The organism is Blastopirellula marina, from assembly GCF_002967715.1.
GTDB lineage: Bacteria > Planctomycetota > Planctomycetia > Pirellulales > Pirellulaceae > Bremerella > Bremerella marina_B.
The window spans coordinates 88,364-103,709 of sequence record NZ_PUIA01000016.1 but is presented as its reverse complement, the minus strand read 5'-3'; the positions used below and the strand labels follow the sequence as shown (position 1 = coordinate 103,709).

The window sequence follows — 15,346 nt, the reverse complement described above, 5'->3', positions numbered from 1 at the left end:
TTCGCCCCACCGTGAAAGCCTCGACACTCGATTACCGTCTCTCAATAGGGATGATCGCCCTTGTCTGCCTTGCTTTCGTTGGCTGCGAAGCATCGGTCGCGACCCACCCCGTTACCGGCAAGGTCGTGCTACCCGATGGGTCGCCGGCAGGCGGAGGGATCATCAAGTTTCGCACGTCGTCCCAAGATGGAGAAATCGTCAAAGCCCACGGAGAAATCCAACCAGACGGGTCCTTTCAGTTAACGACCTTCCACGAAGGAGACGGTGCCCTCGAAGGAGAACACGAGGCCATCCTCTTTAGCCCAGCCACCGGAGACGGCGGTGGCACCGCAGTCATCCCCAACTTTCCACCGAGGTATCGGAAGTACGAAACGTCGGGACTCAAATTTCATGTAACTCCTGGTGAGAACAATTTCGTCATTCAGTTGGCGACCCGTTAGGCAGTTTTGTGGGCCCACCTGGCCCGTAAGGGGCGGGGATACACCATTATCCGTTCGATTTTATCGAGTTTTCCCTAGTAAACTGGTCCTTAAGTGTACGATTAGAGGGTAAGAGCCCGTCGAAACGTTTTCTGTTTCATGCTCACCTTCCGAAAAACCGCCGGCCTCCGTCATGTCCTACGAAATCCCAGAACGTTCTCCGCTCGACGAAGCAGCGCAAGATCAGCGTTATGCGGACTTTCTAGCGTATTTTTCGGCCGATTGCGACCGACTGCATGCCTATATTTATTCCTTGCTGCCGCACCATGCGGACGCTGATGATGTTTTTCAGCGTTGCAGTCTGCTTCTGTGGAAGAAGTTCGACACATTCGATCAGCAGCGAGACTTTCTCTCGTGGGCATGTGGCGTGGCGTTTTACGAAGTGAAAAACTTCCTGCGAACCGCCCAACGCGATCGACTGCAATTCAGCGAAACGCTGTTAGACCTACTGGCAGAGCAGCGAAGCGACGACTTGTCGCAGGTGCCTGATCACCTGGCAGCGCTACGCTTGTGCGTTAAGAAGTTAACCGAGCACCAGCAACAGTTGGTTTGGAAGGCTTATGGTGGCGCGACGACGGTCGCCGACCTGGCTGCTGCCACCGGTCGATCTGCCCAAACACTCTATAATCAGTTGGCAACCATTCGCCGCAAACTGGCCCAATGTGTCCAGATGCGACTCACCGCAGCTGGAGAGGACGCATGACAAACGAACCCAACAGACGACTCGCAGAACTGGCTCACCGAAGTGTTCATGAAAGCCTGACGGCGGAAGAACACGCCGAGCTGGAAGGATTACTATTGGCCAGCCCGGACGCCCGGGACGAGTATTTCCTTTTGCTAGACCTGGAATATGGTCTCGCCAAATTGGCAGCGGAAGAAACCGGACGACAATCGCTTAGCTTGCCCAAGGGCGTCGTTCGCCCAGCGACGGTGCTGCGTGATCGTCCTTCCCCAACGCGGAGCATGGCAAGCTACTGGCCACTGCTGGCACTAACGCTACTTGGACTGATGGCTGTGCCGGTGCTGTTTTGGAACGCCAATCAGAAGCCAGTCGCCCAAGATGATCCTCCGGTTGAAGTGAATCCCAAGGGTGATCAACCACGGCCTGAAGTTGCCCCTGCTGCGGCAGAAATGCAAATCATGCAGCTGGCAAGAAGTCGCTTCTTTGGCGAGCCGCGTGCTTTCGCTCCTGGTGACACCCTGGACCTGGATCACGACTACGCTCTGGTGGAAGGAAGCGTTCAGCTTCGCAGCCGCACTGGTGCCGAGATGATCGTTCAAGCCCCAGCGGTGTTTACGATTCAATCGGCCGAAAGTGTCTTGCTGAAAGTAGGCGAATGCTCTGTCTACGCCCCTGATGGTGCCGAAGGTTTTCGTGTTCTGACCCCCCAGGCTGAAGTTGTCGATAAGGGGACTCGGTTCTCGATCAGCGTCAACGAATCTGGCGAAGCGGACGTCGAAGTTATCGAGGGTGCCGCCGAGGTATTTACTGCCCAGGAATCGAGCAAGCCGCCTCATGCCGGCCTCCTTCTCGAAGCAGGCGAAGGCCGTGTCATTAGCTCGATGGGGGAAGTCGCCGCCGGCGATGCCTCGCAGTTCGGACGCACCTACAAGTCGATTTTGCCCGACCGTATCATCTCGTTTGATGTTTCCCCCAAGGGAGCCCCTGAGCCTGACAAGCTTCTAGCGGTCACCGCCCAGCGAGGCGGTCAGACGGTTACCTATGATGTGGACCAGCTGATTGGCTTCGATTTGATTCATTTCAAAGTCAATCAAAACATCAACAACCTGACGACTCCTCTTCTAAGTATCGACCCAAAAAGTGGAGACAAAACCCGGCGTCGAGCAGAGTACCTGGATCGTGACCATTGCCTTTGCACTGGCATCTTGAATCCCGGTGGCAACGAAATGCCACTAACCTCAGATCCAGATATAAGCAACGAAGACCCAGGCAAGCGCACGCCCGGACTGGCAGTTCGTTTCCACGAGCCTATCGTCAATGGCCCTGGCCCCGATGTCGTTTTCTTTGATCTGCACGTGGTCGTGCACCCTGAAGACGGCGATCCGTTCCACGTATCCCCCACGCATTTCGAGCCTGGGCTTAAGTCTCATACCATTCGTGAGTACGACATCTCGCTCGTCGACCATGGCTCACATCAGCTCAGCAGCTTTCGCTTGTATGGATTCGACCGACGTATTCGTAGCGTCGAAGAACTATGCGAATCGAATCACAACGGCGGCGTTCCTCACGCGGTTCCTGCCAAAGTGATCGCGGCCGGTATCGATCTTTCCGACCTCGGCTATCCCGAGGGTGCTGAAGTTCGCGAATTGTTCATCCAAGATGCGATGGACGACGAGAACTACATCGACCCGGTCTTCATCGGGGGCTTCCCACCTGTTTCCACCACCTCGCCCGAAGAGCCCAACTCAACGGAAGAGTAAGACATGCCTATTACCCTTCGCCAACACACGTCGCTGGCACTGTTGCTTTTGACGGCGATGATTTCGCCTGCATTGGCGGCAGATGAAAATAAACAAACGATCTTCTTCGAAACCAAAGTTCGCCCTTTACTGGCTCAGCACTGCTTTGAATGCCACGGTGCGAAAGAACAGAAATCGGATCTGCGTCTCGATCGCCGCAATCACTTCATGAAAGGTGGTAGCAGCGGCCCGATCGTCGTGCCTGGCAAGCCGGAGGAAAGCGAACTTCTTGCTGCGGTAAAGTACGAGAGCTACGAGATGCCACCGTCAGGGCCTCTTCCAGATGACCAGATCGCGATTCTAGAGACCTGGATCAAGAATGGTGCCTACTGGCCGGAACACCCAGGCGAACCACGTGAGGACGAGCTCTTCACGAAGGAAGATCGTGCCTGGTGGGCGTTCCAACCGGTCGAGCGTCCTAGCGTCCCTACAGTCGACCAGGAAGCAATGGCACACAACCCGATCGACAACTTCATTCTGTCGAAGCTGAAAGAACAGAAACTTGCCGCAGCACCACCGGCCGAGCCTCGCGATCTGATTCGCCGTCTTTACTTCGACATGCTCGGCGTTCCACCAACACCAGAAGAAGTGAGTGCATTTGCGAGCGATCCGAGCCCAGCCTCCTACGAATCGCTTGTCGACAAGGTTCTAGCCGATCCCCGCTATGGACAACGCTGGGCGACTCACTGGCTCGACATCGTTCGCTATGCCGATTCAGATGGCTATCGCCAAGATGCCTACCGGCCCCTGGCGTATCGCTACCGTGACTACGTGATCCAGAGTCTCAACGAAGACAAAACGTACAAGCAATTCATGACCGAGCAACTGGCCGGCGATGAAGTTGCCCCTCATGATCCGGATGCATTGGTCGCAACTTACTTTTTGCGTGGAGGCGTTTATGAATACAACAGCCGCGACGCTGAAGGTCAGCAAGTTCTCATCAACGATGAACTGACCGACACCGTGGGGGATGTTTTTCTGGGCATGGGAATCGCTTGTGCTCACTGCCATAACCACAAGTTCGATCCGATCTTGCGGGATGACTATTATCGCTTGCAGGCATTCTTCAAGCCGTTGGTCTGGAAAGATTCCCACCCCCTAGCTTCCGAGGAAGATCTAAAAACCTATCACGACGAGTTGGCCCAATGGGAAGCCAAGCATCAAGACCTGATCGATCAAATCGCTGAGATCGAAAAGAAGCCGCGAGAAAACGCTCGCAAGAAGGCGGTCGAGATGTTCCCCGAAGAAGTCCAGGAAATGTACTGGAAGCCGGCGGACCAGCGAAATACCTACGAAAACCAGATTTTCTATCTCGTGGAAGAACAAGTCGAGTTTGAATATGACCGCTTACAAGGTCGAATTCCCAAGGACAAACAACAGACCTGGGAAGACCTGAAAAAGAAGCTCCAGGATGTCCTGAGTAGCAAACCCAAGAAACCAGCTGTCGCCGATATTGTTGGGGACGCTGAAGGTGACGTCGTGCCGACGACGATTCCCGATGAACGTTCTCAACGCGAAATCAAGCCCGGATTCTTGACCATTTTAGAGCCAGGCACCGCAGAAATTGATCGTTCTTCCATTGCGAACCCGAAAAGCAGCGGACGGCGTGCCGCGCTTGCCAAATGGCTCTGCCGGGACGACAACCCCCTTACGCCGCGTGTGATCGTCAATCGAGTTTGGCAATATCACTTCGGCGTGGGGCTTTCGTCAAACTCCAGCGACTTTGGCCGCCTCGGTGAACCACCTACCCATCCCCAACTGCTGGATTGGCTGACCAGCCAATTCATCGACAACGGCTGGAGGCTCAAGCCGCTTCATCGCGAGATCCTGCTTTCGGCGACCTATCGTCAGTCGTCTTTGATTGACGTTCCAGAGGCTGCCAAAATGGTGGATCCTAAAAACCGTTTGCTGTGGCGGTTCCCGGCCCATCGCTTGGAAGCCGAGCAAATTCGAGACGCGATGTTGGCTGTCAGTGGCGAGCTTCAAGCCAAGACCGGCGGGCCGGCATCGTCCAGCAACAGTGCCGTGAGGACTGTCTTCACCAAGAAGATGCGTAACTCACCGGACTCCCTGCTGGATAGCTTTGATGCTCCTACCGGATTTGCCAGTGTCGCTCAGCGGAATGCGACGACAACCGCCACGCAATCACTATTAATGTTTAATGGCGATTGGACGCTGAAGCGTTCGGAAGCGATGGCCAAACGGCTTAACCGCGAACACGGCACCGACTACGAAGCCATCGTTCGTGAAAGTTTTCGCGAATGCTTCGGACGAGTGCCTCAGCCAGAAGAGCTCGAAGCGGCCGTAACCTTCATCGAGGAACAAGTCGCTTACAACCGCGATCTTACCAAGGCCCAAGAGGGAGAACTCCCTTCGACTGTCCTGCTGGATGAACCCCAAATGCAGCGTTGGAGCACGGCCTTTAACATCAGCGATGCAACGCCACATCAGTTCCTGACACTACCTGACACCAAGACTCTCCCGTCACATAACTTTACGATTGAAGCATTGGTCTTTAATCGGACCTTATTCAAGGATGCCTCGGTTCGTACGATCGCCGCTCATTGGAATGGGACGCAATCGACACCCGGCTGGAACTTTGGCATTACCAGCACCAAGTCTGCCTATCGCCCGCGGAACCTGATTCTTCAACTGATCGGCAAGGACAAGAGCGGCAAGGTGAAGTACGAAGTCGTTGCGTCCAACATTCGCATACCTTCTGACAAGCCATACTACGTTGCGGCTTCGGTCGACTTCGATGCAGGCACGGCCACTTTCTTCGCACGTGACATGTCGTATGACGAATCGGAACTGGAAACGGTCGTCGTCAAACACTCGATCGTAGGCGACTGTGGTTCCAATTCGCTTCGCTTCAGTGTCGGTGGCCGTGACGCCCAAAGCCCACATAACTGGGATGGCCTTATCGATGATGTTCGCCTGACGCGAAGTGCAATCGAAGAGGAAGCGAAGATCATGATCAATACCCCCAACGATCCCGTAACCGAAGACACCGTTGGCTTTTGGCAATTTGTTCGATCGAACCCCAACGGGCCTCTGGCCGATGCCTCGAACGCAGAGCACGCACTGGAACTTTCACGACGTTCCGATCGAAGTGGTCTGGGGCCGATCTTGATTGCTCTGAGCGACTACTGCCACGTCCTGTTGAATTCAGGCGAATTCCAATTCGTCGACTGATCCAGCCTTGCCGGTGCCTGCCACTGAAACTCCGATGGGAGAATCGCAATGAACAACCAACCCCATATCGAAATCCCCACCACTCGCCGCGAGTTTCTGGCCAAGTCTGGCGGAGGCTTCGGCGCAATGGCCCTGGCAGCACTCATGGGTCAGTCGGCCTCGGCTGCTCCGGCCGATCCTCGGGCACCGAAGACGACGCACTTTCCGGCCAAAGCCAAGAACGTGATCTTCCTCTTCATGGAAGGTGGTCCGAGCCATATCGACCTGTTCGATCCCAAGCCACTGCTCAACGAGTTGGCCGGTCAGAAACTTCCCGAAAGCTTCGGCAAAGTTATTCTGGCGATGGGAGAAAACGACGCCCCCTTGATGCGATGTCCTCGCAAGTGGAAGCAGCACGGTGAAAGTGGCTTGTGGGTTTCAGACTGGTTCCCCGAGATTGCGACGTGTGCCGATGACCTGTGCGTGATCCGGTCGTGCGTTTCCGACGGCATCAACCACTCGTCCGGCGTTTGCCAGATGAACACCGGTCATGTTATCGGCGGTCGACCATCCTTGGGTGCCTGGGCAACGTATGGTCTCGGAACTGAAAACCAGGACATGCCCGCTTTCGTTGTGCTGACCGACGGCAAGGGACAGCCAGTTAACGGATCACGAAACTGGGGAAGTGGCTTCATGCCGGCCGCCTACCAGGGCGTTCAGTTCAAGTCTGGTGCTGACCCGATATTGAACCTCAATCCCCCAAGTCACATCACGTCCAAACGTCAGAAGTCCAAACTTGATTTCCTCAGCCAATTGGATCGCGAACACGCTGCAGAGCGGGAAGACTTCTCTGAATTGGAAGCTCGGATCAAATCGTACGAACTCGCATTCCGTATGCAGTCTGCCGCACCGGATATTGTCGATCTGAGCAGCGAGTCGGAAGAGACTAAACAGTTGTATGGAATCGACCAGAAGGAAACGAACGTTTTCGGCAATAACTGTCTGTTGGCCCGTCGGCTGGTCGAAAACGGCGTCCGTTTCGTTCAGCTATACAGCGGTGCAGGCAGTGGCTGGGACGCCCATTCCAACATCGAAGGCAACCACGGCAAACTCTGCAAAGAGGTCGATAAACCGATTGCCGGCTTGCTGAAGGACCTTAAGCGGCGGGGTCTCTGGGATGAGACGCTTGTGATCTGGGGCGGCGAGTTCGGCCGAACTCCGATGTCTGAAAAGGGGAACGGGCGAGATCATAATCCCACCGGCTTTACCATGTGGATGGCAGGCGGCGCGGTCCCCGGTGGTCGTACGATTGGCGCGACCGACGAACTAGGGCTCAAGGCCGTCGAGAACCCCCTACACGTTCACGACCTACACGCGACGATCATGCGTGTGCTGGGGGTCGACCATACGAAGCTCATTTATCGTCACAAAGGACGCCCCGAACGAATCGACATGAACGAAGGGCGGGCTGAGCTGAAGGTACTTGGACTCGCCTAAGGATTCAGATTTTCAAATCTCACGTCGCTCATGCTTGAACTTATGTACCTGCGCACTGCGGCTACCCGCATGTCGGCAGGTCGACACGTGGTCATTTTCTCCCCAGAAAACTCGCTAATTGGTATCGTTTCGCGCATGAGTGACTACGCGATTACCACCTTTTATTCAGTCTCCATGAAATTCTGACATCGTGAAATTTTTCCCATTTACAGCTTCGGCAACTCTTGGGAGACTACCGAAATAAGGAATAGTCGTCGCAAGGAATTAGTGACGATGTCGCAACGTTCTAGGCGGAAATTGGGACGCTCGGCATTTGGATTAAATTGTGCATCTGCTACCACAAAGGAGTCCAACGTGGTCCGTTTCGCCATCATTGAGGTCAACCAAAGCCTCACCATCGCCCAAGTTACGCCAGGACAATTGCCGGAAGATACAGCCCGTCAGGAACGTGGCTACTTAATCGATCCGGCCACCTATCGATCCTACGATCAGGCTCGTGAGGCATTATTCAAGATGCTACGCAACAGCCCGGCAAGCACGGATCAAACTGTCCTCCAAGCTTAATTCTCCAAGACTAAATGCCCTCGAAAGAGACCCAATGGCATTTGGTTACCAGAAAATTTATTCAGCGCTGTTCGCGGCTCTGCCATATCCCTCCGGGTAGCAACACCCCATACCTAGAGGGATCATCTTCGGTGCAATCGCTTCAGCCCGACCCAAAACTCTTTGATTGTCTCAGCTACCCGCTAGACAATGGGCACACTATCCTCTGTGGTTTCTCACCCCTTTGCCCGTATTCAATCTGAGGGTAAAGAATCAAGCTGGACCAGGCTTTCTCGCTGATTACGATGACATAGAGACATCCACCGCCCCCACGTTTGATGTCCAGTCAATCGCTAATTGTTTTTGAGAGGCTCTTCACCATGATGACCCGCATCGTAGCTTCCGTAGTATTCGCTGCCCTGGTTGGGACCACCTTTGTCACGACCGCCGAGGCTGGCCTGTTCGGACGCCGTGCCTACGGTCCGTTTCACCACCATGCTCCGCGTGTCGAATACCGTACCTACGAATCATCTCCAACGTACTACCCCCCAAGCACTCAAGTCATTCGTCACGTAAACGATCCATCGCTCTACCGCGATCAATCTGGATATGGCGAAAGCTAAAACTCGGCCACGCTACTGAAAGATCTTACGAGCCCTGGTCGCTTCAATGTGCCAGGGCTTTCTTGTTGACAAAGTACGTCCAAGAAACAACCATGCCCGCACTCGTGCGGGCATGGGCCTGGGATCGGAGCCGGACAACTCCTGGGGAACAGTTATTCGCCATAACCTGCCTGGTTACTTGGCAAAGACGCGACGTGTGGCACGTCTTTCTCTTTAGAAGTCGCGTCGCTGGCGGCGAAATCAATCGCGCCACCACAACCGTCACAGCAGTATTCGACCACGCACTTGTAAACTGGCACTTCCACCGTGATCGTCTTCTTCACCAAAACCTTGCGAGTCCGGCAATGACTGGCTTGCGGGGCTTTTGGGCAACAACCAGCAGCGCAATCGCCACACCCAGCCTCGCCGCATCCCACCTTTTTATGTCCCCACAGCGAAATACCGAACAACGAATCGGGCAGCATCGAACTTGGGTTCAGGCCACAGACGCCTTCGCATTCGCAATCGAATACCGTCTTCTTGACCTTCTTAATCTCGCAAATTACGTGCTTGCGTTTTTGACACGCACACTGCTGTGTGCAGTGGGCACAACAGCCAGGCTCTCCATAGACCATTTGCTCCATGGATTCGACTGGTGGGTGACCGTCTACTTGAGGTGGCGTCGGAGGAAGAACCACCAGATCCTGAGCTCGGACCGAACCGATCGAGCTGACTAACATGACAGACAGTAAGGTAATTATCGCTTGGTATCGCATGATGATTCTTTTCCCATCAGGGTAAAGCTGCATTGAATTCCGATCGTCTTTGACCGCTCGAATTAAGTCGGGACTAAAAGTCGAATTGCAGACGTGTCTGAAATACGTGCAATTCACCGTTGGAAGCGACCTGGTCATCCGTATTCGAGTACACGTACTGAAACATGACGCGAGTAAATGGGCTCAAGTACCAGTTCAGACCTGCCAAGTGCCGATAATCGGTACCGCCGAAAATGTTATCGCTGTTCAGGTCGTCATGCGAAAAGCGGTAGGCCAACTCCCAGGCCCCCAGCCCATTGCAGATATAGTTATCTTCCGTGCGAACCCTGAAGAAATTTTCGTAGGGAACCACTCGGTTCGAGAAGGAACCTGAGCGGCGGTTATACGAGCGATTCTCGCCGGTCAGAAAGTAGCTTGCCTGAACGTAATAGTGATCGAACGACTCAGAACCGAAGTTGTCTGTATCCACCGATACCCAGTGATACGCTGACTGCAACGTGAACGATCCGTAAACGTAAGCGGCTTCCAGCCCAGCAAGGTGGTAGTAGTCCGCATCGATCAGCCCAGTATTGACAATAACAGGTGCCAACGCTGAATCTGGGCGATTCTGGAACTGGGTATTGCCATCACCCAGGTGCCGCCAGCTGTAGCCGGCACCCAAATGGATCAGACCACGCCCGTCACTGGCTTCGTCGTACCACGGCAAGTAGGTCACGCGCCCCGTGATGGCCGAAGCATCGGTATCCCCTTCATAAAACGGCGGCTTCGATCCTTGCTCGGAAACGAACAAGCCCACACCGTACGTCCAGTTAGCCTCTGCGTTATCGGAGTGAGCCATGATGCCCATATTGCGTCCCAGCAAAAACGGGCTCGAACGTTCCATGGTCTCCAGATACTTGTTGGGCGTTAGCTGTTCCATGCTGAACGGTTCAAAGAAGTGTCCAACGCGAAAGTTCTGGATAAAGGGGAGTTCACCGAAATCGAGGTAAACGTCTAGAAGACTTACCTGGGCGGCAACATCGAACCAAACACGGTAGGTCGTGTTCTCGAGAACGTTTCCCCCTAATTCGATCCAGCACCAGCGAAGCCGCATTTCGTCTTCCGCGTCTCCAACCTGATTCAAGCTGGCCTGATTCTGACTGAAGTCAGCGACGTCGTAAAAGAATCGTCCACCGACTTTGACCGATGGCTTCAAGGCAGCGGCCGCGGCTGCTTTTTCCTCCGACCTCTCAACGGACTCTCGCCATTTCATCAGGCTGTCGACATCTTCGACGATATCCGGTGCACCATTGTTTGGAACGCTGACGTTCATGGCAGGCACACCGCCGTTGTTGAACTTTTGACGAGCCAACTCTCGTTTCAACTCGTCGATCTGGGCCTGCAAGGCCGCGGCTTGATCCGCGGAAACCGCACGATCGGAAGGAGATGCTGGTATCGGCGGTGCATACAAGTTGATGTCTGGCGTGTCGTACTGCGCGCTAGCCGTACGTATCCCCAACGCCATGGCCATAGCGGTGGCCATCACGATCCATCGTGTCATAGATTTCTGCCCCAATGCTATTCTCAGAAGTCTGCCGGTCCATCCGTTGTCCGGCCCCATTGGGTTCGACGAATTGCTATCAACGCCTATACACAAATTTGCGCGGAAGAAAGCGAGATAGCGTTTCCCGCATCGTGCAAAACGTCGTTATGCCATCTGCGGCAAGCTTAACGAATTTATCCTATTAGTGGGGTTCAGATGAGTACCACCCGACCATTGCTACCGCCCCACCAGTTGGTGTGACTTCCTTTCGATCAGACCTCTGAAAGCCTGCTGTTACCCGCAACAGAGGCCCAAAACAGGCTCAGATTTGCGTAATTTCGTATTCATTATCACCATGTGCAAACCGCATAACCTAGGGTTCCGCAGTCACGTCGCCATTGTGGGCGACACGCTTTTTGAATGAGTTTCGATGACGGCCAAAGTTTGGCCATGGGGCAGGAGATTCAATGATGCTCAACACAAAAGGGAAAATCGGAGGGTTGGTAGCAATTAGCTGCCTGGCCTTGGTGCTGCTGATTGGGATCGGCTGGTCAGCACTTTCCCAGCAAGTTCGCAGTTTGAACGATATCGTCGACAATCATTTCCTGGTTCTGATTGACGAAAAAATCACACCTCTTCTCAAGACTGAGATCCTGCCGTTCTTGAACGAAGAACTGGTAGAGACGCAAGAAATGCAAGGCAGTATCGTGCTGATGCTGGATGCCGATCGCGATGCCTACCAGGTGCTGATTGCGGAAATCGAAGCCCGCAATATGGCTCGTTCCGGCGAACATGAAGAGAAACGCTATAAGCAGTTCGTCACCGACCATGAAGACAACTTATCGCAGATCGATCGCCGTATTGCCGGGGCTCGCGAAGGAATTTTCAGCGACGAAGCCATGGCCCATCTCGATGAATCACTGGCCCGTCTCGACGCCTGGAAGGGCATCACCCGCAAGATTGTCGCTTTGTCGGCTCCAGGGCAAGAGTTTTCACCCGAAGAGATGCAACGTCTAACCGCCGAATCGCTTGTCGCCTTCGAAGCGTTCCGAGCACCGCTGGACGGAGCGAAAGAACAGCTTCAGCTCGATATCGCTGCCGCACTCCAAGCGATTGACAAGAAAAAGCAACTCATCAACGAGAGCGAACAGAAAGCCAGCGAAAGCCGCGAGTCGGTCGTCGTAACCTCGCAATGCGTTCGGGAAACAGCGTCCGCCTCGGTCAGCAGCTTTCTCATCATCGGCGGCCTCTCGATCGCACTGACGATGGTTTTAGGCGTTGTGATTGCCCGTTCGATTATCGCTCCGCTCAATCAAACAATTCACATGCTAGATGGCATTGCCGCTAGTGGCGGTGACCTGACTCAGCGTCTGGTCATGAACCGCCGCGATGAGTTTGGTCGACTGGCCAACTCGTTCAATCGCTTCGTCGAGAAGATCCAAGGAGTCGTCAGCCGAATTGCCGCCGACTCGGAAATCCTTGTTTCCTCATCCGAGGAACTCAATGAGACATCCGGAAGCCTCTCGAAGGGTGCGGAAGATACGTCGCTACGTAGCTCGTCAGTTGCTGCCGCGGCGGAAGAGATGTCGGTGTCGATCTCCAATATCCAGCGAACCACTCATGAGATGAACCACAGCTTCTCGATGGTTTCGACCGCTGTGGAAGAGATGACTCGCAGCATTTCGGAAATTGCCAATAACACCGAACAGTCGTCGACCATCGCAAACTCGGCTCAGATCACCGTAGGCAGTAGTCACGAAAAAATGCAGCTTCTTAGCCAAGCCGCCGAAGAAATCGGCCGAGTGACTGAGGTGATTCAAGACATTGCCGAGCAAACCAATCTACTGGCCTTGAATGCGACAATTGAAGCTTCTCGTGCCGGCGAAGCTGGACGCGGCTTTGCCGTCGTGGCAACCGAAGTAAAAGCCCTGGCCCGGCAGACTGCCGAAGCGACGGACGATATTCGTACCCGTATTGCAGGCATCCAGTCGTCGGCGAGCCTGGCCGTGGAAACGATTTCCGATGTGGACAGTGTCGTGAAGCAAGTTCACAACATTTCGACCACGATCGCAGCTGCCGTGGAAGAACAGCGTTGTGTCGCTCAGAGCATTTCCGAGCAATTGACCAGCGTCGCAAGCGGCGTTCAATCGGTCTCGCACAGCCTCGACCAATCGACCGATGCCAGTGCCGAGGTTAGCCGCAATATTGCCCAGGTCGAAGATGTCGCCAAGCGAACCTCAGGCGATGCCGCCAAGACCGGCACCGTCGGAACTCGCATGACATCGCTGGCCTCGCGACTAAACGAAACACTGAGCGAGTTCAGCTATTAAGCGTTGCTGACGCTAAATACACAATCCTTGAAGACTCGGTCAGGGCACACCGACCGAGTCTTTTTATTTCTTGTTCGCTTCAAGTCGCTCAATTTCCGTTACACCGAGACCCCGCGAAGTTCTCCTTCCCCTACCAGTACTCCCAACGTGCCGAGTGCCCACGTTCCTGGTTGATCTGCCAACGGCAAAGCACATTGAGTTAGTTGTACATTACCGGACAACTCGACATGGATATCGCCCGTCGCCGCTTGGGAATCGACAAGCCGAATAACTGCGAACGCCGATTCATCTCCGTGCTGATATTGAAGAATCGCCGCATGTGACAACGCATCCCAGCGAGCCTGAAGATGAGCACCAGCGAAGAGCCCTCGCTTCTTCCACGACTTGCGAAGTGCAATCAAATCGCGATACCACTGAAGCGTCTCCTCACTCCCCTTCTCCCGCGGACCGATCTTCGACTTTCGAAACGCGGCCTGCGACAAGCACGATACCGTATCCGTCCAATCGTGCTGTGGATACTCACGATGGCGTCCCTTCTCAACCGCATCTCGCAGGTGAGAGTCGCCAAAATCGGCGAAGAAATAGAACGGCTTCTCCGAGGCGAACTCTTCCCCCATGAACAGCATCGGGATCGCCGGCAACATACAAATCAATGCGGCTGCGGCTCGATGTGCCTCGTGAGATGTAACCTGATGCAAACGCCGGCCATCGGGATGATTGCCAATGAAGTCGTGATTTTGGATCGAAAAGATCAACGACTCCCAGTTCGCTGTGGAGCTATCTTCTGCCAGTGGGATGCGTCGACGTTTTTCCTCGAACGTCCCGCGAAACACGTATCCACGGCGAAGAACCATATCGATATCTTCACCTGGGATGTAACGTCGGTCCGACATATGCTCGTCCGGGCGGGTTTCTGCCGCGACAGCATGCAGGAAGTCATCACACCAGATAGCATCGAATCCGTACCCACCTGACTCAAGGGACTTGAGAAGCTCCGGGTCATAGACGTTACTTTCGGCGATCAGATGCAGTTCGCGTTCCAATTCAACTTGCATCTCTGCAAAGGCCTTACCAACTTCAGCCACGATATGCGTGGGGGATTCATCGAGAATACAGTGCGTTGCGTCGAGTCGCAGGCCATCGAAGTGAAACTCTTCGATCCAGTAGCGAACATTGGCGACGATATAATCCCGCATCATCTCGCTTCCGTCACCATCCAAGTGAGGCGCATCTCCCCACACCGTTTGGTGTCTGGGTGAAACGTAGCCGCCAAACGGATGCAGATAGTTCCCCTCGGCACCGAAGTGGTTGTAGACCACATCCAGTATCATCGCGATTCCGCGCCCGTGTGCCGTATCGACCAGTTGCTTAAATTCGTCCGGCGTACCGAATGTGTTGCGTGGTGCGAATAAGTTTGTTCCGTCGTACCCCCAGTTCCATCTTCCTGTCGACTGCGCTACCGGCATGACCTCAATCGCCGTAACACCGAGATCAACCAACTCGTCCAGGCGGTCGATCGCTGCCAGATACGTTCCTTCCTTGGTAAACGTACCAATATGGAGTTCGTACAGAATCATTTGATCCTTGGGCAGCCCACGCCATGACTGATCACTCCAGCAATACGTATCTGGATCGATCCACTGCGACGGGCCGTGAACCCCATCAGGCTGAAATCGACTGGCAGGATCTGGCCGAGGGTTTCCGTCCGGCACGCGAAACCAATATCGAGTGCCGGGAGATACGCTCGCGGTGGCCGTGAACACGCGATCCGACGTCGCGATCATGGGTACCTCCTGCGCGTGCTCTCCCTCGATCTGCAGCACCAGCTTTTCGCACGCAGGGGCATGAACCGTAAACAGAACGTTGCCATCTTCCAGACGTCGGGGGCCAAACACGCGAAGCATAGCGAACTCAATTCCAATGCAAAGGATTTCAATTTCCG

The 15,346-nt window shown here is 54.4% G+C and carries 11 protein-coding genes; 8 read left to right on the top strand and 3 right to left on the bottom strand.

The features are described 5' to 3' along the window. The first annotated feature begins 11 nt into the window (after positions 1-11). The 7 genes from C5Y96_RS27220 to C5Y96_RS02375 all read left to right on the top strand — a co-directional run bounded on the left by C5Y96_RS27220 (position 12) and on the right by C5Y96_RS02375 (position 8,797). Positions 12-440: a hypothetical protein gene (locus C5Y96_RS27220; protein ID WP_158261055.1), complete on the top strand. Its 429-nt coding sequence runs from the start codon at positions 12-14 to the stop codon at positions 438-440. Between the two features lie 172 nt (positions 441-612). After that, the gene (locus tag C5Y96_RS02400; RefSeq protein WP_105349951.1) at positions 613-1,182 is read left to right on the top strand and encodes a sigma-70 family RNA polymerase sigma factor; all 570 of its coding nucleotides are present in this window, start codon (positions 613-615) and stop codon (positions 1,180-1,182) included. Further along, on the top strand, positions 1,179-2,921 hold the full coding sequence (locus C5Y96_RS02395) for a FecR domain-containing protein (protein WP_105349950.1): 1,743 nt from the start codon (positions 1,179-1,181) through the stop codon (positions 2,919-2,921). Before C5Y96_RS02400 ends, C5Y96_RS02395 begins: the two co-directional genes overlap by 4 nt. Before the next feature lie 3 nt (positions 2,922-2,924). After that, positions 2,925-6,155, top strand: coding sequence for a DUF1553 domain-containing protein (locus C5Y96_RS02390; protein WP_105349949.1), 3,231 nt, complete (start codon positions 2,925-2,927; stop codon positions 6,153-6,155). Between the two features lie 48 nt (positions 6,156-6,203). Further along, positions 6,204-7,631 (top strand): DUF1501 domain-containing protein, encoded by a 1,428-nt coding sequence (locus tag C5Y96_RS02385; protein ID WP_105349948.1) that lies wholly within the window; start codon positions 6,204-6,206, stop codon positions 7,629-7,631. Between the two features lie 354 nt (positions 7,632-7,985). Continuing rightward, positions 7,986-8,195: a hypothetical protein gene (locus C5Y96_RS02380; protein WP_105349947.1), complete on the top strand. Its 210-nt coding sequence runs from the start codon at positions 7,986-7,988 to the stop codon at positions 8,193-8,195. A 359-nt stretch (positions 8,196-8,554) separates the two neighbouring features. Continuing rightward, a complete protein-coding gene (locus tag C5Y96_RS02375; protein WP_105349946.1) occupies positions 8,555-8,797 on the top strand; it encodes a hypothetical protein in 243 nt (80 codons plus the stop codon). Positions 8,798-8,949: 152 nt separating this feature from the next. Here the strand turns inward: C5Y96_RS02375 and C5Y96_RS02370 are convergent, their stop codons facing one another. Together C5Y96_RS02370 and C5Y96_RS02365 are read right to left on the bottom strand one after the other, a co-directional pair. Further along, complete coding sequence (locus C5Y96_RS02370; protein WP_105349945.1) at positions 8,950-9,552, bottom strand: hypothetical protein; 603 nt, start codon at positions 9,550-9,552, stop codon at positions 8,950-8,952. Between the two features lie 73 nt (positions 9,553-9,625). Then, on the bottom strand, positions 9,626-11,092 hold the full coding sequence (locus tag C5Y96_RS02365; RefSeq protein ID WP_158261054.1) for an OprO/OprP family phosphate-selective porin: 1,467 nt from the start codon (positions 11,090-11,092) through the stop codon (positions 9,626-9,628). A gap of 449 nt (positions 11,093-11,541) precedes the next feature. On the opposite strand from C5Y96_RS02365, the gene C5Y96_RS02360 reads away from it, so the two are divergent. Beyond that, entirely contained in the window at positions 11,542-13,404 is a 1,863-nt protein-coding gene (locus tag C5Y96_RS02360; protein ID WP_105349943.1) for a methyl-accepting chemotaxis protein, read from the top strand. A gap of 98 nt (positions 13,405-13,502) precedes the next feature. On the opposite strand, the gene treZ is transcribed toward C5Y96_RS02360, so the two are convergent. After that, a complete protein-coding gene (treZ, locus tag C5Y96_RS02355; protein ID WP_105349942.1) occupies positions 13,503-15,308 on the bottom strand; it encodes a malto-oligosyltrehalose trehalohydrolase in 1,806 nt (601 codons plus the stop codon). Positions 15,309-15,346 lie beyond the last annotated feature (38 nt).